Below are 19,134 nucleotides of genomic sequence, written 5' to 3'. Positions count from 1 at the left end.
GTACACTTCAAAATAGCAGCCATATGTCTGTACGACTACCTATAAAATAAGATGTAGTCATGACGATGACATGTATGGTCAATCAATCTTTAGTTAAGTTGTTATATGCCGTGAGAGTGCATGTTTAGAGTGTGAAACACCGTATTCACAAGGTGTCTAAAACGAGAAAAAATATATGACGTGAGATTCGGTAATTTTTACCAATTGGCACAATTGCCGAGCGCAACAATAGCACTTTTTAAATTGATCAGCAATCATGCAATTTCAAGAAGCATAAATTTCAGTTTTTTGCACAAAAAGGCATGCAAATTATGGTTGTGCACAAACTCAAAGTTATCCACATATTCGATAAAAAATTAAGCATCATGGGCAAGGATTAACTTGAAAATCTGTAGTTTCCTCTCCTTTTGTACATTGATAGCTTTGCTTTTTATTCACAATTTTCCAGATTTGCTGATCTCGTTTTAATAAATATTCAGTACGTGTTTTCGACACCGCATCTGGACTAGGCTCTGTTTGCAAAATAGTAACTTGAGCATTGGAAGGATCATCCGAAGCATTCATTTGCTGTGAAATATCTAAATTGCTTGCATCATTTAAAAGATCTGGTTGATCGAGTAATACAGCCTGTATAGGACTATCAGCAAGTTGAGCAGAAGAATTTTGAGGGGGAGCACAAGCTGTTAATATGCTTAAGCTGAAAATAATCAACAAACCATTCTTTTTCATCACTCTTCCCCTCTATTTACTCAAAATTAATGCTAAAGATAATAGGCCACTTTTTCCTTTTGAGCTTTGTAAATAGTTATAAATTTATTGATATTAATGAGATAGATTAGTTTTAAATAGAAATCCAACAATAATTATTGATTTTTTATCAACAATATTTTTCCTATTCATGCATTTTTCTACAACAGTAAATCTCATAGAGTATGCTCAAATACAGGAATTTAATGAGAGCAACCTCCATGAGTAAGATTTTAGTGATTAATGGTGCTAAACAATTTGCCCACTCAAACGGTGAATTAAATGACACATTAACCACCCTAGCAACCACACATCTCACGGAACTCGGCCACGAAGTTCAAGTCACCCGTGCAGACAGCAATTATGATGCTGAAAGTGAAGTTGAAAAATACTTATGGGCAGATGTTGTTATTTATCAAATGCCAGGCTGGTGGATGGGCGCACCTTGGACAGTCAAAAAGTATATTGATGATGTCTTTACCACTGGTCATGGTTCACTTTATGCAAGTGATGGCCGTAGCCGTTCTGATGCCTCAAAAAAATATGGTTCAGGTGGTCTAATTCATGACAAAAAATATATGCTGTCATTGACTTGGAATGCTCCAATGGAAGCATTTGAAGATGCAGATCAATTCTTCCACGGTGTAGGTGTAGATGGCGTTTATTTACCATTTCATAAAGCCAATCAGTTCTTAGGCATGAGCACCCTTCCGACATTTATTGTAAATGACGTAATTAAAATGCCTGACGTTGATAGTTATGTTGAAGAATATAAAGCACACTTAAATACTGTATTTGCAGCAGCCTAATAAGGAGAAATCCATGCTAACCATTATTGCAGAAATTCGTACTAAATCAGGTGGACAGCATCGCCAGAACGTATTGGATGCATTTCAAAAAATCATTCCAACTGTTTTAGCAGAAGATGGTTGTCATGGTTATGAACCTTTAGTTGATCACAAATCAAATGCGAGCTTCCAAAACAAAGACCCAGACATTATTGTGATGTTAGAAAAATGGGAAAGTGTTGCACATCTTGAAGCGCATTTAGCGACGCCTCATATGCAAGCACATCATGAAGCAGTTAAAGATGATGTAATTGACGTCAAAATTAAAATTTTAGAAAGCGGCGTATAATTTAGATCATTAAAAAAGACGATATATTTATCGTCTTTTTTATTTTTAAGAGCAAAGCTGGGTTTGAAAACCTCTAGAGCCTTTCCCTCTCGCGCATTGATAGCTCTTTTGCTTATTTTGCAATTGCCACTTTTCATCAACTAGCTTAAATGAATATTCTGTTCGGATTGCAGAAACAGAATCATCCATTAAACCTGTTTGGATAACGGTAATACGGGAAACTGTTGGAGATTCCACTCGATTAAATACTTGCTGAACTGAGGTATTATTGTGCTCTTTTACGATCTCAGGTTGAGCTTTAAGTACTTGTTGCATCGGGGTTTCAGAACCCACAAAAGGGATTAATTTACTGGTCGTCGCACACCCAGTGAAAAGTCCAGCACAAAGCGCTGAAATTAAAAATAAACGTTGCATTCTTATCACCAAAAACAAAAGCCATAGCTTTATGATGCTATGGCTTTGTCGGTTACTCTGTAGAAACTATGTAGCCCTACAAAATAGATCTAAATTAAAGATCGAATAATTTTCCTGGGTTCATCAAACCATTCGGGTCAAATACTTTTTTCAAAGCTTTCATATATTCAATTTCTTCAGGCGAACGTGAATATTCCAAATATGGCTTTTTCGTCATACCGACACCGTGTTCAGCAGAGATTGAACCGTCGTATTTTTTAACGGTATCAAACACATATTTATTTACCACCTGACACTTCGCAAAGAACTCATCTTTGGTTAAGTTTTCAGGTTTTAAAATATTTAAGTGCAAGTTACCGTCACCGATATGACCGAACCAACAAATTTCAAAGTCTGGATAGTTTTCTTGAACAATCGCATCAATTTCACGAATAAATGCAGGTACGTGAGTAATTAATACTGAAATATCGTTTTTGTATGGAATAAATGGCGCGATTGATTCAGAGATATCTTCGCGTAAACGCCATAAGCTTTCTACTTGGTCAAGGCTCTGGCTCATTACGCCATCAAGTACCCAACCCTGCTCCATACAATGCTCGAAAATTTCCATTGCTTTATCGAGAATCGGCTCATATGGAGCTTCAAACTCAAGTAATACATAGAACGGGCATTGAGTTTCAAATGGGCGTTGTACATGTCCATGATCTAAAACTTTTTGCATTGCAAGTTCACCAAAGAACTCAAATGCAGTTAAGTCGATGTCTTTTTGGAAAGCATGTAACACAGGCATTACTGCATCAAAATCTGGAACACCTAAAACTAAAACTTGTAAGTTTTGTGGTTGACGCTCAAGTTTAATTTCTGCTTCGGTCACTAAACCTAATGTGCCTTCACCGCCAATAAACAAATGCTGTAATGCATAACCAGTTGCATTTTTAACCATGCCTTTGTTTAAACGCAGGATGTCACCTTTACCAGTCACTACAGTTAAACCAAGTACCCAGTTACGTGTCATGCCATATTTAATAACTTTAATACCACCAGCATTGGTACCAATATTACCGCCAATCTGACTAGAACCCGCTGACGCAAAGTCCACCGGATAATACATGCCTTGTTCTTCTGCATAATTTTGCAATTGCTCAGTCACAACACCAGCTTGAACACGCACCATACGGTCTGCCGGGAAGAACTCAAGAATTTGGTTCATTTTGTCCATGCTAATGACAATTTCACCATTGGTTGCTACCGCACCAGCAGAGAGACCAGTACGACCACCTGACGGTGTAATCGCAACATTAAACTGGTTCGCAAGCTTTACAACTGCCTGAACTTGTTCAGTCGTTGACGGAAAAACGATGACCGATGGGTTCGGATTAAAATGCTTGGTATGATCTTTACCCCAGTTTTCGAGACTATCAGCATCAGTTTTAATACGGTTTTCACCGACGATTGCTGTTAATTGGGTGAGTAACTCAGGTGTTAAAGCGACTGGAGCATTCATCGTTTGCAGACCTAGCAAGAAGTAAACTGTGGTGGGACTATGACCTCATAATTCTCAAGGTTCTCACCTGAGCAAAGCCATAATGTTCAAGGAACTCCTATATTCTACATGTATCCGCGCAAGCGATAAAGTTCAGAATAGAGATACTGTCACTACAAAACATGTTTAACGTAAATAAATGCTTTCTATGGGGCTTTCAGAGAAAAATCACATTTATCCCCATACCAAGCATATTTTAAAATGCTGGACAAGCCATAAACAGAAGTGATTAGACATAGATAAAATTGCCATAAGGCGATGGTATAAACGAAATATCTATAGCGCTGCCCAGTATGTTATTATACCGCCACCAAATTTGGCCTTTGTAGCGGAGCCGTAATGAGCCAACATCTTTCACTACCTAAAGATAAAATCCGTTTCCTTTTGTTAGAAGGCGTTCATCAAAACGCAGTCGATACTCTAAACGCTGCGGGTTACACCAATATTGACTATCGTAAAACTGCTCTTGAAGGCGAAGCGCTTAAAGAAGCAATTAAAGATGCTCACTTTATTGGTATTCGTTCGCGTACCCAATTGACTGAAGAAGTTTTCGAAGCTGCAAACAAATTGATCGCAGTAGGTTGTTTCTGTATCGGAACAAACCAAGTTGATCTTAAAGCAGCAATGGCACGTGGTATTCCTGTATTCAATGCACCGTATTCAAATACGCGTTCGGTTGCAGAGCTTGTACTTGCTGAAACGATTCTTCTTCTTCGCCGTGTTCCTGAAAAATCGGCGGCTTGTCATCGTGGTGGTTGGGACAAGTCTGCTGTCGGTTCTTTTGAAACTCGTGGCAAAACTTTAGGTATTGTGGGTTACGGTTCCATCGGTTCTCAACTTTCAGTTCTTGCTGAAAGTATGGGTATGCATGTTATTTATTATGATGCAGTAACCAAATTACCAATGGGTAATGCTCGCCAAGTTGGTTCTTTAGATGAACTTTTAGCAACTGCAGATGTTGTAACGTTGCATGTGCCAGATGTTCCGTCTACACGTAACTTCTTCACTAAAGAACAATTTGCGAAAATGAAAGAAGGCGCGATTTTCTTAAATGCTGCACGTGGTACATGTGTAGTGATTGAAGATTTAGCCGATGCAATCAAGTCTGGTCATATTGCTGGTGCAGCGGTTGACGTATTCCCGAAAGAACCTAAAGCAAATGGTGAAGAATTCCAGTCTCCACTTCGCGGCTTAGACAACGTGATTTTAACTCCTCACGTTGGTGGTTCAACCATGGAAGCGCAAGCAAACATCGGTTTAGAAGTTGCAGAGAAATTTGTTGCTTACTCTGACAAAGGTATGACACTTTCTGCGGTGAACTTCCCGGAAATCGCATTACCATTGACAGCTGGTCAACACCGTTTATTGCACATCCACAAAAACGTGCCAGGTGTATTGTCTAAAATCAACAACTTGTTTGCTGAACAAGGCATCAACATTTCTGGTCAGTCACTTATGACTAAAGGTGACATCGGTTACCTCATCATGGATGTTGACGCTTCTGCTTCTCAAGAAGCTTTAGATATGTTGCATGAAGTTGAAGGTACAATTCGCGTGCGCGTATTGTTCTAATATGAACTGCAAATTCAAAAGCCACAGCATTGTCTGTGGCTTTTTTATGGGCATTTACATTATCATGTGAAAAGTATACCAATTGATCAAATAATAAAATGTCCACTTTAAACCAGAAATCTCAGCTACATGCTTTGGGTTTTCTTATTCTCGCCATGTTAAGCGTTCAAAGTAGCGCATCTTTAGCTAAAATTTTATTTCAGAACTTCCCTGTACTGACTGTTTCAGCAATGCGCCTATGTTTAGGTGCAATTATTCTTGCGATTATTTTTCAAATTTGGCGAATTAATTTTAGTCAGGTTCGATGGAAAGCAATTTTAGCTTATGGATTTGCGCTTGCAGGCATGAACGCCTTATTTTATCTGTCGATCGAACGCTTACCGATTGGGATCGCGGTTGCTTTTGAATTTATTGGCCCTTTAAGTGTAGCGTTATACCACGCACGCCAAAAATATGATTTTGTTTGGGTCAGTTTCGCAATTATTGGTCTTATTTTACTTTTCCCTTTTAATCAGGCACATAGCCTAGATTGGATCGGTGTCTTATTTGCGATCAGTGCAGGGGCTTGTTGGGCGCTTTATATTATTGCTGGACAGAAACCTTCAGGTATTTCAGGTAACCACACGGTCTGTTTAGGAATGAGTGTAGGTGCATGCATCTTATTACCCATTACCTTTTTTTCAGGCTCGATTGGTCAAGTGATTGAACTTCCCTATCTTTTTTATTTTATTGGTTTGGCCATTTTAGCCAGTGCTCTTCCATTCTCTTTAGAAATGTTAGCACTGCGCAATTTGACACCTTTAAGCTTTGGAACATTAATGAGCCTAGAGCCCGCAGTTGCAGCACTATCCGGCTTTATCTTCTTGGGTGAATATCTTTTATGGAATCAATGGCTAGCACTTGCAACCATTATCACTGCTTCCGTTGGTTGTACCGTAACCACCCAAAAAGCTCGCCAAGAACGTGAAAAAGCAGCAAGTTAATTTAATAAAATCTGCCAGCTAAAACATAGTATTCGTTATAATTGTCCACCATTATTTTTAGACATCAGATGAAGCGCTAGAGTATTTTCCATGCAAAATCTTCCAATTATTGCTGTGCTGTATATGATTTTGTCGATGGTCTCATATCAAATCAGCGCTTCATTTGCTAAGCAGCTCATTGCAACATTAGACCCTCTCACCGTTACAGTTTTAAGGCTGAGTTTTGCAACGGTTATTGTCGCAATTATGTTCAGATCTTGGAAAATCTGGTCACGCTTACCCTATTTAAAATGGCGTGATTTATTGATGTACTGCGCATCTTTAGGCTTAATGAATATCCTATTTTATACCTCACTTGGAAAATTACCCCAAGGTATTGCTGTTGGATTAGAGTTTATTGGTCCATTGGGTCTTGCGCTTCTTTCTATTAAACAAAAGAGCGACTACATTTGGGTAGCACTAGCCATGTTAGGCATTGCACTCATGGTACCTTGGCAAAACCCTATTCAACACCATTTCTCGTATGTAGGTGCAGCATGTGCGCTAGGTGCCGGACTTTGCTGGGCCTTCTATATCTATTTCGGTCATAAAGTTGTGACCCAAAATATCGGGATGCATGCATTAACGATTGGGATCGGTGTATCTGCACTTGCATTATTACCAATTGGGATCTGGCATAATGCTCCTGTATTGCTTGAAACACAGTACTGGGGTAAAGCCTTACTTATTGCGGTATTAGCAACGGCAATTCCATATGCACTCGACTTAATGGCTCTCAAACAACTCAATAAATTAACTTATGGGACTCTAACGAGTTTAGCACCTGCATTGGCAGCATTAACGGGTTTCTTATTGCTTCACGAAGAAATCAGCATGCTGCAATGGGTGGCTTTGGCTTGTGTAATGTTGGCCTCGATTGGGGTTACTTTAAGAAGCACTAGAAAAGCTGCGTAGGTTTGTTCTACTGCTGCTTTTTATACTTTTTATATTCCTTTAAATATTTATTACCCAGCGTTTCTTTTTCACTGTCTTTCAGAATTTTTCCGGCTTGCTGGAAAAACTTATGCTCTTCTTCTTTTAAATGGTGATGGACTTTTTCACTCAACTGTTTGGCGGTTGCTAACCAGCTCGGGCTACTCATATCGGTTTTTTCAAGCTGTTCAACCAACTCATCCATTTCATGATGTTCCGATAAAGCATGTCTCGTAATATCCAAACCCACATCATCAAACATTAAAGGAATATAGAGGTAACGGTCTTCGGCAACTGAATGGGCATAAAGTTCATTTTTTAATGCATCAAATAGTTCTTTTCTTTCTTCAGTTAAACCATGTGTCTGAATAAGTTGTTCAGAAAGGTTACGTTGATTTTCATGGCTTTCTCTTAATGCTTCGAAAATATTCATTCTCTTCCTCATTTTTTAGCTAAAAAATCTTTTTTATTTCAAGGTTTATCATACGTTGAAATTTATAATGTTTAAGTAGCTTAAAATGAGACTATTTTTTACACAGTTTTCTTTCTAGTAAACTTCTGTAATGATTTTTATATTTCTAATTTCAAATGATACAAAAAAGTATGAACTGCATTTTAGGGACAGCTCATACTTTTTAATCTTATTTAACCCGTAACAAACATTTGATAGCCCAAACGGCAAATCAGAATACTCACCAAAATTAAAAAGATAATTCGTACAAAACCACTGCCATATTTAAGTGCAGTACGTACCCCAACAATAGAACCTAGCACGTTAGCCGCCGCCATCATTAAACCAATATGTAAAATAGCGTGACCAGTTGGGATGAGGAAACTCAATGCAGCTAAGTTAGTCATAAAATTACCGATTTTTGACAAAGCTGAAGCATGTAAGAAATCAACTTGTAAAAAACGAATAAAGAAGAAAATAAAGAAACTACCTGTACCTGGCCCAAAAATACCGTCATAAAAACCAATAGCCAAACTACCGATACCAGCTAAAATTAACATTTTCGTGGTAATTTTTTGCTCGGTATGAACTTGACCGAAGTTCTTTTTAACTAGGGTATAAATCGCAATCACAATCAACATTACGAAAACGAAAGGACGCAATACGGATTGTGGAATAAGTGATAAGCATGCCGCGCCGGCAAAAGAACTAATCAAGGCACAAATGGCAATAACGGCTAAAAGCTTCCATTGCAACTTTACTTTTTTAGCAAATGTATAAGCCGCTGATGCAGTACCAAAAATGGATGAGACTTTATTGGTACCAATCACCGTAGCAGTCGACATGTTAGGAAAAGTGCTCATGATCCCGGGAATCTGGATGAGTCCACCGCCGCCTACAGCAGCATCAATTGCTCCTGCAGTAAACGCAAAAAAGATCAAACTAAGGATAACGTCCCATTCCATGCCCATGCTTTATACTCTACATCTACTACAAATTTAAGATACGCTTAGGTACCAACCGTTTTTTATCGGTAATCTCAGCTAAGCCTAAACAGCGCTCACCCGAAAAAACTAAAACTTCTGCTTCTGCAGAATGCTCAATATTGCTTTCTAAACCGTTGCAAAAATATTTTTCACGCCCTTCAGGCACCTGAATTTTCAGGAAATGCTCAACCGGAGCATAAACTGGAAGTAACAATGCTTCTCTTTGCTCTTCTGTTAAACTTTCCAGATATTCAATGGTATAACTCGGAATAAGCTCAAAATGTCCTGTTTGAGTCCGGTTTAGCATCGTTAAATGCCCACCACAACCAAGTGCTTCACCAATATCTTCACCTAATACACGGATGTAAGTCCCTTTAGAACAGGTTACATCCAGAGTGATACTATTTTCGGTAAATTCAATAAGCTCTAAAGCATAAATCGTGACTGGACGCGCTTCACGCTCAATCTCTATACCTTTTCTTGCCAACTCATATAACGGCTTACCTTCTTTTTTCAAAGCCGAATACATGGGTGGAACTTGTTGAATATCACCTCTAAATTTTTCTAAGGTTTGTTCAATAAGTTCTTGGCTAAGCACAGGAATAGGACGCTCTTGTAAAATCTCCCCTTCCACATCACCTGTTGTTGTGGTCTGTCCCAATCGAACAGTGGTTTGATAACGCTTTGTTGAGTCCAGCAAATAATGTGAGAACTTGGTTGCCTCTCCCAAACAAATCGGGAGCAAACCTGTCGCCAAGGGGTCTAACGCTCCAGTATGGCCTGCTTTTTGGGCGCGATATAACCAACGCACTTTTTGCAAAGCCGCATTTGAACTTAAGCCTAATGGTTTATTTAATAGAAATACACCACTGATATGGCGACGAGAAATTTTTTGATTTTTTGTCGTCATTTTTACTGGAACACAAAGCTAGAAAAAAGTGCCGACATGTTAGCAAATTCGGCAAGATATTTTCACAATATTTAGGTGCCTTTTCACTTATTTTATGGCACATTAATGATCGAGTAAAAAAACAACAAATTAAAACTTAAGGAAGATATCTTTATGCAAGGGATGCAGAAGAAGGTATTGTGGTGCGTGCTCGGTTTTTTTATTTTGAGCCTCATTGCATGTGTCTATTGGTTAAAGCCTGACTCAAAAAACACATTAGCCCAAGTCAGTGAAACCACAGCTCAAAATTTATCATCGGCTCAACCCACAAATCATTCATCGCTAAATGCAGATGCTTACCATAGTAAAAGTCAGCAAGATACTGAAGTTAACTGTCAGTTAAAAATTGATAGTTCCCAACATTTGGTTGTTAACAGTCAAACTCGTGACTGCTTTGAATATTTTATTACTCAATATGGAGAAAATGATTTAGAGCAAATTAAAAATCACTTTGGACAATTTATTCAGGGGAAATATTTAGAGCCAGCTCGCTCACAGATTCTGGATTTATGGACCCGCTACTTAAAATACCGTGAACAGCTTGCTCAAATCCAAACGCCTCCATCAAAACAACAAGATAAAAATTATTTTCAAAAGATCTTTAATTCAATTCAAGATCTAAGAAAACGTTTCTTTTCGTCCGCTGAAATTGATGGACTCTTCTCAACCGAAGATATCTATCAAAACTACACGCTAGATCGTATGCAAATACTTGAGGACTCTTCTTTAAGCGAAATTGAAAAGGCGCAAAAGCTTAAAGAACGCTTTGAACAACTACCAGAAGACTGGCAACAGAACCTACAAGAGCTCTCTAAACTTGATGACTTACATGCACTGACCAAACAAATTAAAGCGCGCAATGGTTCAGCAGAAGAACTTAGAAAAATGCGTACAGCACTTGTTGGAGCCGAGGCGACTCAACGATTAGAAACTTTAGATACACAGCGTAGTGCTTGGCAGCAAAGGGTCACAAGTTACTTGAGTGGACGAGATGAAATTATTAAAAGCAATATGAGCGATAGTGCTAAAAACCAAGCCATACAACAATTACGCCAACAACAATTTAACTCATCACAAGAACAATTAAGACTTCGAACTTTTGAAACGGTCCATGATCAGGGAGGTGAACTGCCATTTAATTATTAAGCCTTTTCTTTTAGGAACTGGCTAAACAAGCACTAGCAGTAAGAAGCTGCTTTTCATACAAAATAAAAATAGTGAGTAAAAAATGAAAAGGAAGTTAACGTTTTTTTGCGCTGCAATGCTCTCAGGATTGAGTGTTTCAGCGGCCCATGCCACAAATGCTGAACAAGTTAAAAACTCGTTCGTCTATTCATCTTATGCACAAACCAAATATCCACTGGTTTTTAACCACGGTATGGCAGGTTTTAACCGAGTTGGGACAGATACACTTGGTCTCGATTACTGGTACCAAATCCTTCCGGATCTTGCTCGTAATGGAGGAAATGTCTGGGCAACCAGAGTGTCACCTTTTAACTCAACAGAAGTGCGTGGTGAACAACTTGCTCAGCAAGTAGAAGAGATTATTGCCATTACTGGTAAGCCTAAAGTCAACTTGATCGGTCATAGCCATGGGGGCCCAACAATTCGCTATGTGGCCGGTATCATGCCAGAGAAAGTTGCCTCACTCACCACGATAGGTGCACCTCATAAAGGATCACCAATGGCAGATCTGATTCTGAACGTTGAGGGTACTCCTCTGTCTGGACTGGCAACGTTAGTAAACTGGTTTTCAGCAGCCATTACTTGGGCAGGAGGCCTAGACCCAACAAGCTATCCGCACGACTCTTTAGCAGGTGCTCATAGCTTATCAACTCAAGGTTCAGCTCAATTTAATGCTCAATTCCCTATGGGTGTACCAACTACTTCTTGTGGTGAAGGGACATACCAAGAGAAAGGTATTTATATGTATTCTTTCTCGGGGAATAAAGCGCTGACCAACCCATTAGATCCATTTGATATTGCACTTACAGGCAGTAGTTTAGTAGTCGATCCATTTGGTGATAATGATGGACTTGTTTCCCGATGCAGTGCCAAATTTGGTAAAACAATTCGTGATGATTACAACTGGAATCATTTAGATGAAGTGAACCAAGTGCTTGGTATACGTTCTATTTTTGCTTCCGATCCTGTATCAGTTTATCGTCAACACGCAAACCGTTTGAAGCTTCAAGGACTATAGTTTTTAAACAAAAAAAATGCGCCAAAAGGCGCATTTTTTTACTCGCTATAAGCTTACGCTTTACGAGCTGGTAATTTTTCACGAATACGTGCAGCTTTACCAGACAAGTCACGAAGGTAGTAAAGTTTAGCACGACGAACGTCACCACGACGTTTCACTTCGATTTTAGCAACAACTGGTGAGTGAGTTTGGAATACACGCTCAACACCAACACCGCTAGAAATTTTACGTACTGTGAACGCAGAGTTCAAACCACGGTTTTTCTTAGCGATTACAACACCTTCAAATGCTTGAAGACGTTCACGATCACCCTCTTTTACTTTTACTTGAACGATGACAGTGTCACCAGGAGCAAAAGCAGGGATATCAGATTTTAACTGTGCATTTTCAACAGCTTGAACTAAAGGATGTTTACCACTCATTGTGGGAATCTCCAATATGTGCGGAGTCAGAAGAGGTCTGAATTTCCGCTGGGGATAGAGGCTAAAGCGCATATCAACCCGTTTATCTTTCCCTTTACGACAATATGTCTATAAAGAGCCTTTAAATTTACATAAAACTATTCAATAAATAGAATTATGCTTTAACTCGAAGCATTGCTTCTCGTCTTGTTGCAGAACTTTCGTTCTTGAGAATAACGATTAAGAATTACCGTCATTCTCTTGCGTATCTTTTAGCCATTTCTTTTGCTGCTTAGTCAACTCAACCTTTTCGACCAACTCAGGTCGACGCTCTAGAGTTCGTTGATATCGCTGCAAAAAACGCCATTTTTCAATATTGCCATGATGTCCAGATTTTAATACCTCTGGCACATCCAGCCCTTCAAAATGGTCAGGCTTTGTATATTGTGGACAATCTAAAAGACCGTCAACAAAAGAATCTTGTACTGCTGATTGTTCATCTGACATTACATTCGGCAAACGGCGAATAATACTGTCAAGTAACACCATAGCGGGCAGTTCACCACCAGATAGAACATAATCACCAATTGACCATTCTTGATCAACATAATGCTGGATCAAACGTTCATCGACTCCTTCATAACGTCCACACAGTACAATTAAGCCGTCATAATCAACAAACTGCTGTACTGCCTGTTCATTTAAGGTTTTGCCTTGTGGGGACATATACACCACAGGAACATGAACATGTCCTGCTTGTGAGGCAAGCTGTTTGGCATGTGCAATTGCTTTCGCCAAAGGCTCAGCCATCATCACCATACCTGGGCCGCCACCAAATGGACGTTCATCCACTCTTCTGTAGTTTCCCTCAGCAAAATCACGAGGATTAATACAAGTGACTTGTACAATATCTCGTTTTGCCGCGCGTCCGCTGATGCCGTAGGCTGTAATCGCTTCAAACATTTCAGGAAAAAGCGTAATGACTGCAAAAAACATCACAGACTCCTCTATTTTCCTGCTGTATTAATCCTAAAAAGATTAATAATCTACGCCCCAATTGACGTAAATACGACCAGCTTCAAGATCAACACGTTGTACTACATCTTTATGCCACGGAATCATGCGCTCTTCTGAATCAATGCTGTCTGGGGTAGCATGCACCACCATCACATCATTAGCTCCAGTTTCAAACAACTCATGAATTTTCCCTAAGTTTACTTCCTGTTCTTCTTCATCAAGACCTAACACAGTTAAGCCCTTTAAATCTGACCAGTAGTATTCATCTACGTCTGCTTTTGGCAGTTGAGACTTAGCAATCCAGATATTAGCGCCAACCAAGCTTTCCGCCCCAGTGCGATCACTCACACCTTTCAACGCAACAACTAGGCCTTTGCCATGTGGTTTCCAACGTTTTACATCTATTGTTTGCCAACCGGCCTTGGTCTCAATGTACCAAGGCAGGTAGTCAAACATGTTGCTCATAGGTTCTGTATTTGAATACACCCAGAGCCACCCATTCAATCCATAAGCTGAACGTAACTGTCCAATCTGAATACGATCTTCGGGAACATTCTGTGTTGATGTCATGGGCTACCTACTACAAAAATTATGCAGTAGCTTTTTTAGCTTGAGCAGCTAAAGAAGCAACACGTTCAGAAGGTTGAGCACCTTGAGAAACCCAGTGAGCAAAACGGTCTGCATCTAAACGAAGTTTTTCTGCTTGACCTTGTGCAGTCGGGTTAAAGAAACCGATACGCTCGATGAAACGACCATCACGTGCATTGCGGCTGTCAGTCACAACGATTTGATAGAATGGACGTTTTTTTGCGCCGCCACGTGCTAAACGAATAACAACCATGATAAAAGCCTTATAATTCTTACGGATTATCCCTGCGCCGACCATCGGCAACACTTCAAACCCCTTTCATAGAGGGCGACATTCTACGTGATTTTCGCCCTGAAAGAAAGATTATTTTTTGAGTTATCCGCAGTTTTGAATTTAAAATTACTGTAGCCAATTTGATGTGGCAGATAACGCACAATCAGTTGCACCTTTTGCCCAAAATTTTTGCCCTTGATCATTAAGACAAATGATCCCATCACCAGCTTGAAAACTAGTAGCAATAGGTGTAGCAGTTAACACCCAGCTTGAATCAGTTATGCTAGAAAAAGCTAAGTTATATAAGGCTTGGCCTTGTTGAGGACTGACACTAGAACCATAAATCGAAGTAATCGTCGCATTCGACGGATAACGATTGTGAACTGCTTTTTCTGATTCTAATGTTTGGGCAATATTCATCATTTCAGACTGAACAGCTGTACGATGCCCTTTACGTAAATACTGCAAATACGAAGGTGTCGCTATAGCCGCTAAAATTGCAATGATTGCGACTACAATCATGAGTTCTATTAAGGTAAAACCATTCTTCATTGCCAATTCTCACTATTTGTTTCACATACATTGCAAGTGACCGCTCCACCACAGTCATTATCAACAGCCGTAGCTGTTAAACTTTGGCAACGCAAACCTGAATTCTTAGCAATAAAATTAAAATTTCTTGAATCTGTAGTTGTCGCTTTAATGACCCATGTCTGCCCATTTGCAGCAGCATTCGTTAATAAATTTCCTGTCGTCGTATCATCACTAATTTCAATCGTATAACCACCCCGTGGCAAAGTTACAGATGTCGTAGTAAATCCTCTATAGGTAAAGTTCTTGGATTTATGCCGTTCCAACTGTTCTGCCAATTTTAGAATTTCACCTTTAGCAGCAGAAGCCGTCGCTCTACGGCTATAACTTTGATATGAAGGGATAGCAATCGAAGCAAAAATAGCGACAATCACGATGACAACCATGAGCTCAATCAAGGTAACACCCTGATTAAACCGCAGAATATAATATTTATTCATCAGTCATCCCTTAGCGATAACGCTCATACCAACGCGCAGGAACTAAGTGACTTGTACATTGCCACTCGCCCGTTCCACTCTCGTTTCCAGACAGTTGTAATTTCCCACAACTATTAGTCACTGGAGGTTCATCTCTTTTTGGAACAAATGCTATGCCGCGAATACCGGAGCCAATAACGTCTTTATTACATTCAGAAGCTCCTACTGGGCAATTAGTACCAGTTTGTGTTTTAAATCCACTTCCATTCTCTTTATTCTGATCAATTGATCCATCAGAATTAAGGCAGGCGCCAAATGGTAAACAGAACGTCTGCTGATCAGTTTCACCTACTACCCGAGGTAAACATGGGTCTGCCGCTACAATACCTGTTCCCTGTGGATCATAAACAGGCACAATTAAAGTCCCTGTAATTGCCATAGGCTCTTCAAAAGCTTTAAGACCTCCTTTAATACGGAAACTATTATTAGCTTTCTCGGTACCATCGCTCATACTAGAAAGCGAGCGATACCAACCGTTTTGTCCCGTCCCAGTGTTTGGAAAGAAAATCTGTGCTACTCGTGTTTCCCCAGACCGTAAAATTTGTGGATTTTTTCGAAGCGTCGATCGAGTAATATCTCTCGTTTCAAGCTGGCTATCTGTTAAAGACATTAAATTCTTTTTAATAAAGTCTTTATCGATAATTCCATAAACGTTGTTTACAGGTCTTCCGCTTAATGCGGTGCTCGGTGACATCCCCTCACGACCTGTAAGCGGATAAACATCTAAAGGTGTACTACGGTCACCTGAAGCAATACCGACAGTAATAAAAGTGCGGATTCCATAATCGTGAATTGTCACTGTTGGCGGTTCATAAAAACGCGGCGCATTCCCAGCGGTATAGTCGTTCGAGGCATCATAAGTTGAGTCATTCGTTGCTAAATTGGCTAATCGAACAACTCGAATACCGAAACTGCTATAAGTTGAATTTGTTTTTGTCTGGTTATTATTAAGATCGATACGGAAAATTTGTCCGCCTAAATCGCCAAAATATAAATGGTCGACTAAACCATCAGCATCTCGATCTAAGGTACTAATGCGACTAACAATACTGTGCTTCATATTAGAGTTATCTATATTAGAGCCTGTATCACTAGTCCACCATAAGCGTTCCCCAGTTTTAGCATCAATAATATAAACAGCATTCCCTTTTGCTTTTCCATTCGTAAAGCAAGAATTACTCAAGGTAATATTCGGGTTTTCATAACATTGGTCGTAGCCACCACCAACAATCATAACCCGTTTAATCACCCCGTTATAACGTATATTTGCAAGTACAGGTTTAGACCAACTCTGCCCCATGCGACTATAATCAGTTTGATCTGCTCCTACTCTAAAGAGAAGCTTAGGTGAAGCTGGATTTAAGACATTTAAGCCATAATAGCTGCTGCCCCCCATTCGCATGCCACCATAAATATTCATTTGCTTTGCAGTTACTTTTGATACTGCTGAACTACCGCTTCCTGTTGTAGTAATACTATATGCAGGGTCAGATACCCAAGCCCCATCCATACCGTGAGCAGGGGCTGAAGCATCACTTTGGCCAACAACTAAAGCTTTTGATGCAACCGGATCATTTAATATATCAGCGGGAACGAAAGCCATTTGTTCTACTCCAGTTGAGGCATCCACAATATGCAGACCGCCTTCCATTGTTCCATAGAGAATGGATTGTTCACGCGCAGATGTTAAATTCCCATTTTCATCTAATGTTCCATTATAGGTAAGCTGTACCGGTAAAGAGTGAATACTACCGCCCATCGATAAATAGGGTTCATTCGATGTAACTAATGACGAAGGTAAAGTCGTAGCACTAATATCAGTTGAGTAACCTAGATAATTTAATATTTTTAATTTCAAGCTAATCGGGAAAGCTTTTAAAATATCTTGTCCAGTTGATGCATTAAATTTTCCTAAAACATAACTTGCTGTATTAGCCACACTATCAAAAGGATTAGTTCCTTCTGGTGGAGTAGCTGGAATTTTTAGCAAATTAGTTCCAGAAGTTGATATTTTCGTTAAGCTACCATCTGATGCAACGGCGGAAACATCAGTAAATAAGTTGCGGATTTTAGTTTGTACTGCGTAATAATACTTTGTGATATTTCCTTCTTCATCACGTGTTTCATTTTGTCCAGCAATTGGTAAAGGAACTTTTGCATATGAACCACCAAAAAAGACTTTACCTCCATCATTATAAGTAGAGCTATTCCAATAATCTTTTGTACCCGTTCTAAATGCCCCAGTTGCGTTGTAAACCAACCCACCAGTATTAGCTTCAAAAGCACCAGCATTTGTTCCCGATAAAACAACATGATATTTCTTTAAATTTCCTCGCCATGTTAAGTAGGTGTTAGCTGGGTTTGGCTCAAAAGCACGTAAGTAACCATATTCCTGTAAATTTTTAGGATTTAGTGCATCATAAGGAACAGAGATAGCACCTGTGGTTAAGGGTTCTAAAGGAACTTTATCTAAGTTATTAATAAATGCGATAACACTATCTGTTACACCTTGCGCACTTTGGGTAGGGAAAAATCCTCCATTTCCATAACCAGGTGCAGCGACCGCATTTGTGGTCTGATTCGGCGAACAATTATCATCACTTTTACGATCAGATTGGGTTCTCGAACTTAAACGACAGGCATTTTTTACATCAGAAGAACTTAAACTAGAAAAGTCACTACCAAAACCGACAAATGCTGTTTGAATAGAAACTCCAGCTGGGTTTTTTGTTTTATCAAATAATCTTTTTGCAAATTCCCCCATACAGGCCCAACCAGAGTCTGCTGTCGTGTTAGACAAACCTCCAGAACAAGTAAAATTTGCTCCCAAAGTGCTGCCTAGGGCTGTCGACATTACAGTTGCCGAACGTGTATTTGTGGTATTGTTCGGTTCTCCATCTGATAAAAAGTAGATTCCTTGCCCATCACAACTCTGGCGATTGGCCACTGCAGGTAAAGGAGATTGGTAAATAGCATTTAAATTGGAGGCATTTCTATCTACAACAATATTGGGATTGCTAGCTGTATCATTTGATTTTGATTTTGGGATACCACTATCTGCATTTGCTACAGCATAATTAAAGGTGGTGTAGTAATAAGTATAAGAATAGGTCCAATCCGACGAAGTATCATAAGCAGTTGCCGTATCCACACCCGGATTAGAAGTTGACCAGTTACTCCAATAGTTATTAGAACGACAAGGTTGCCATAGATTTGTAGTATCGATTTGTGAATCGCGATAATTCGTACAATATGAGTATTCCGTTCTATTATCAGATTTTCGCACACGCCTTATATAGCTATCTTTTCGAATGGCATAATTTGCCTCTGAATAGGTCGTTGTACCCATCAAATAAGCAGCAGCTTCCGCATAAGCATGTGCTGAAGGCGTTGACCCGCCAGCAGTTAAATTTGCAACAGCCTGTTTTAATTTATAACGTTGAGAACCCACTGTATTTAAAGTACTCGCATCTCCTAACGGAGCAGCAGCCACTAGAACCTGCCCACTTCGGCTATCACCATTTGCAGAGAAATTTCCCAACCCAACACGAGTATCATTTAAAACAGGATTATTACTTGCTAAAAAAGCATTCATGCCATTTTTAAGCATAGCCAGACGGTTTTCGCCATAACTATTGTTGGTCATACTTCCTGATGTATCCAACATCATCACAATGGTTTTTTTACCAGCTGTAGGTGAAGCATAAATTTGTAAATCACTCGCCTGCACAACGGAGCTTGTCATTAGCCATGTAAAAGCAACTGAACTCGAACAGATGGCATACCATAAATTATTTGGCTTAAAATTCTTCAATTTTAGTTTCACG

At 39.5% G+C, this 19,134-nt stretch carries 20 protein-coding genes; 7 read left to right on the top strand and 13 right to left on the bottom strand.

The genetic code is table 11. From position 1 onward, the window contains the following. Positions 1 to 363 precede the first annotated feature (363 nt). Positions 364 to 732, bottom strand: coding sequence for a hypothetical protein (locus AAC388_RS01730; protein ID WP_014207798.1), 369 nt, complete (start codon positions 730 to 732; stop codon positions 364 to 366). Between the two features lie 236 nt (positions 733 to 968). Between AAC388_RS01730 and AAC388_RS01725 the strand changes: the two genes are divergently transcribed. Next, on the top strand, positions 969 to 1,556 hold the full coding sequence (locus tag AAC388_RS01725) for an NAD(P)H-dependent oxidoreductase (protein ID WP_014207799.1): 588 nt from the start codon (positions 969 to 971) through the stop codon (positions 1,554 to 1,556). 13 nt (positions 1,557 to 1,569) lie between these two features. Next, positions 1,570 to 1,884 (top strand): putative quinol monooxygenase, encoded by a 315-nt coding sequence (locus AAC388_RS01720; protein ID WP_342371123.1) that lies wholly within the window; start codon positions 1,570 to 1,572, stop codon positions 1,882 to 1,884. Positions 1,885 to 1,929: 45 nt separating this feature from the next. Here the strand turns inward: AAC388_RS01720 and AAC388_RS01715 are convergent, their stop codons facing one another. Then, complete coding sequence (locus AAC388_RS01715) at positions 1,930 to 2,298, bottom strand: hypothetical protein (RefSeq protein WP_017400479.1); 369 nt, start codon at positions 2,296 to 2,298, stop codon at positions 1,930 to 1,932. Positions 2,299 to 2,392: 94 nt separating this feature from the next. After that, positions 2,393 to 3,802 (bottom strand): FAD-binding oxidoreductase, encoded by a 1,410-nt coding sequence (locus AAC388_RS01710; protein ID WP_002116692.1) that lies wholly within the window; start codon positions 3,800 to 3,802, stop codon positions 2,393 to 2,395. 378 nt (positions 3,803 to 4,180) lie between these two features. Between AAC388_RS01710 and serA the strand changes: the two genes are divergently transcribed. From serA to AAC388_RS01695, 3 genes are all read left to right on the top strand, one after another. Further along, entirely contained in the window at positions 4,181 to 5,413 is a 1,233-nt protein-coding gene (serA, locus tag AAC388_RS01705) for a phosphoglycerate dehydrogenase (protein WP_005067152.1), read from the top strand. A gap of 98 nt (positions 5,414 to 5,511) precedes the next feature. Next, positions 5,512 to 6,396 carry an EamA family transporter gene (locus AAC388_RS01700; RefSeq protein WP_032036643.1) on the top strand — a complete coding sequence of 295 codons (885 nt, stop codon included), beginning with the start codon at positions 5,512 to 5,514 and terminating at the stop codon, positions 6,394 to 6,396. Between the two features lie 90 nt (positions 6,397 to 6,486). After that, positions 6,487 to 7,350 carry an EamA family transporter gene (locus AAC388_RS01695; RefSeq protein ID WP_342371122.1) on the top strand — a complete coding sequence of 288 codons (864 nt, stop codon included), beginning with the start codon at positions 6,487 to 6,489 and terminating at the stop codon, positions 7,348 to 7,350. Between the two features lie 7 nt (positions 7,351 to 7,357). On the opposite strand, the gene AAC388_RS01690 is transcribed toward AAC388_RS01695, so the two are convergent. The 3 genes from AAC388_RS01690 to truB all read right to left on the bottom strand — a co-directional run bounded on the left by AAC388_RS01690 (position 7,358) and on the right by truB (position 9,715). Next, positions 7,358 to 7,801, bottom strand: a complete 444-nt coding sequence (locus AAC388_RS01690) for a hemerythrin domain-containing protein (RefSeq protein ID WP_001019905.1) — start codon at positions 7,799 to 7,801, stop codon at positions 7,358 to 7,360. Between the two features lie 212 nt (positions 7,802 to 8,013). Next, the gene (locus AAC388_RS01685; protein ID WP_000525218.1) at positions 8,014 to 8,790 is read right to left on the bottom strand and encodes a TSUP family transporter; all 777 of its coding nucleotides are present in this window, start codon (positions 8,788 to 8,790) and stop codon (positions 8,014 to 8,016) included. A 19-nt stretch (positions 8,791 to 8,809) separates the two neighbouring features. Continuing rightward, on the bottom strand, positions 8,810 to 9,715 hold the full coding sequence (gene truB, locus AAC388_RS01680) for a tRNA pseudouridine(55) synthase TruB (RefSeq protein ID WP_086355293.1): 906 nt from the start codon (positions 9,713 to 9,715) through the stop codon (positions 8,810 to 8,812). Positions 9,716 to 9,868: 153 nt separating this feature from the next. Between truB and AAC388_RS01675 the strand changes: the two genes are divergently transcribed. Next, positions 9,869 to 10,900, top strand: coding sequence for a lipase secretion chaperone (locus tag AAC388_RS01675; protein WP_086394124.1), 1,032 nt, complete (start codon positions 9,869 to 9,871; stop codon positions 10,898 to 10,900). A gap of 115 nt (positions 10,901 to 11,015) precedes the next feature. Further along, complete coding sequence (locus AAC388_RS01670; protein ID WP_342371553.1) at positions 11,016 to 11,957, top strand: triacylglycerol lipase; 942 nt, start codon at positions 11,016 to 11,018, stop codon at positions 11,955 to 11,957. Between the two features lie 53 nt (positions 11,958 to 12,010). On the opposite strand, the gene rplS is transcribed toward AAC388_RS01670, so the two are convergent. The 7 genes from rplS to AAC388_RS01635 all read right to left on the bottom strand — a co-directional run bounded on the left by rplS (position 12,011) and on the right by AAC388_RS01635 (position 19,133). Then, complete coding sequence (gene rplS / locus AAC388_RS01665; protein ID WP_002116654.1) at positions 12,011 to 12,379, bottom strand: 50S ribosomal protein L19; 369 nt, start codon at positions 12,377 to 12,379, stop codon at positions 12,011 to 12,013. Between the two features lie 219 nt (positions 12,380 to 12,598). Beyond that, complete coding sequence (gene trmD, locus AAC388_RS01660; protein ID WP_057068806.1) at positions 12,599 to 13,354, bottom strand: tRNA (guanosine(37)-N1)-methyltransferase TrmD; 756 nt, start codon at positions 13,352 to 13,354, stop codon at positions 12,599 to 12,601. Between the two features lie 42 nt (positions 13,355 to 13,396). Further along, positions 13,397 to 13,945, bottom strand: coding sequence for a ribosome maturation factor RimM (rimM, locus tag AAC388_RS01655; RefSeq protein ID WP_002116736.1), 549 nt, complete (start codon positions 13,943 to 13,945; stop codon positions 13,397 to 13,399). A gap of 19 nt (positions 13,946 to 13,964) precedes the next feature. After that, positions 13,965 to 14,216 carry a 30S ribosomal protein S16 gene (gene rpsP, locus AAC388_RS01650; RefSeq protein WP_000260334.1) on the bottom strand — a complete coding sequence of 84 codons (252 nt, stop codon included), beginning with the start codon at positions 14,214 to 14,216 and terminating at the stop codon, positions 13,965 to 13,967. Positions 14,217 to 14,363: 147 nt separating this feature from the next. After that, positions 14,364 to 14,789, bottom strand: coding sequence for a type IV pilin protein (locus AAC388_RS01645; RefSeq protein ID WP_342371121.1), 426 nt, complete (start codon positions 14,787 to 14,789; stop codon positions 14,364 to 14,366). Then, positions 14,786 to 15,268: a type IV pilin protein gene (locus tag AAC388_RS01640; protein ID WP_017400484.1), complete on the bottom strand. Its 483-nt coding sequence runs from the start codon at positions 15,266 to 15,268 to the stop codon at positions 14,786 to 14,788. Before AAC388_RS01640 ends, AAC388_RS01645 begins: the two co-directional genes overlap by 4 nt. Positions 15,269 to 15,278: 10 nt before the next feature. Then, positions 15,279 to 19,133: a PilC/PilY family type IV pilus protein gene (locus tag AAC388_RS01635; protein WP_342371120.1), complete on the bottom strand. Its 3,855-nt coding sequence runs from the start codon at positions 19,131 to 19,133 to the stop codon at positions 15,279 to 15,281. Between the last annotated feature and the right edge of the window lies 1 nt (position 19,134).

This window comes from Acinetobacter sp. D009, assembly GCF_038562025.1.
Lineage (GTDB): Bacteria > Pseudomonadota > Gammaproteobacteria > Pseudomonadales > Moraxellaceae > Acinetobacter > Acinetobacter pittii.
This window is presented reverse-complemented; position numbering and strand designations above follow the sequence as displayed.

Excerpts from the sequence above, each read along its gene's own strand:
- AAC388_RS01725 (WP_014207799.1), top strand. The coding sequence starts at position 969 with ATGAGTAAGATTTTAGTGATTAATGGTGCTAAACAATTTGCCCACTCA.
- AAC388_RS01720 (WP_342371123.1), top strand. The coding sequence starts at position 1,570 with ATGCTAACCATTATTGCAGAAATTCGTACTAAATCAGGTGGACAGCAT.
- AAC388_RS01715 (WP_017400479.1), bottom strand. The coding sequence starts at position 2,298 with ATGCAACGTTTATTTTTAATTTCAGCGCTTTGTGCTGGACTTTTCACT.
- AAC388_RS01710 (WP_002116692.1), bottom strand. The coding sequence starts at position 3,802 with ATGAATGCTCCAGTCGCTTTAACACCTGAGTTACTCACCCAATTAACA.
- serA (WP_005067152.1), top strand. The coding sequence starts at position 4,181 with ATGAGCCAACATCTTTCACTACCTAAAGATAAAATCCGTTTCCTTTTG.
- AAC388_RS01700 (WP_032036643.1), top strand. The coding sequence starts at position 5,512 with ATGTCCACTTTAAACCAGAAATCTCAGCTACATGCTTTGGGTTTTCTT.
- AAC388_RS01695 (WP_342371122.1), top strand. The coding sequence starts at position 6,487 with ATGCAAAATCTTCCAATTATTGCTGTGCTGTATATGATTTTGTCGATG.
- AAC388_RS01690 (WP_001019905.1), bottom strand. The coding sequence starts at position 7,801 with ATGAATATTTTCGAAGCATTAAGAGAAAGCCATGAAAATCAACGTAAC.
- AAC388_RS01685 (WP_000525218.1), bottom strand. The coding sequence starts at position 8,790 with ATGGGCATGGAATGGGACGTTATCCTTAGTTTGATCTTTTTTGCGTTT.
- truB (WP_086355293.1), bottom strand. The coding sequence starts at position 9,715 with ATGACGACAAAAAATCAAAAAATTTCTCGTCGCCATATCAGTGGTGTA.
- AAC388_RS01675 (WP_086394124.1), top strand. The coding sequence starts at position 9,869 with ATGCAAGGGATGCAGAAGAAGGTATTGTGGTGCGTGCTCGGTTTTTTT.
- AAC388_RS01670 (WP_342371553.1), top strand. The coding sequence starts at position 11,016 with ATGCTCTCAGGATTGAGTGTTTCAGCGGCCCATGCCACAAATGCTGAA.
- rplS (WP_002116654.1), bottom strand. The coding sequence starts at position 12,379 with ATGAGTGGTAAACATCCTTTAGTTCAAGCTGTTGAAAATGCACAGTTA.
- trmD (WP_057068806.1), bottom strand. The coding sequence starts at position 13,354 with ATGTTTTTTGCAGTCATTACGCTTTTTCCTGAAATGTTTGAAGCGATT.
- rimM (WP_002116736.1), bottom strand. The coding sequence starts at position 13,945 with ATGACATCAACACAGAATGTTCCCGAAGATCGTATTCAGATTGGACAG.
- rpsP (WP_000260334.1), bottom strand. The coding sequence starts at position 14,216 with ATGGTTGTTATTCGTTTAGCACGTGGCGGCGCAAAAAAACGTCCATTC.
- AAC388_RS01645 (WP_342371121.1), bottom strand. The coding sequence starts at position 14,789 with ATGAAGAATGGTTTTACCTTAATAGAACTCATGATTGTAGTCGCAATC.
- AAC388_RS01640 (WP_017400484.1), bottom strand. The coding sequence starts at position 15,268 with ATGAATAAATATTATATTCTGCGGTTTAATCAGGGTGTTACCTTGATT.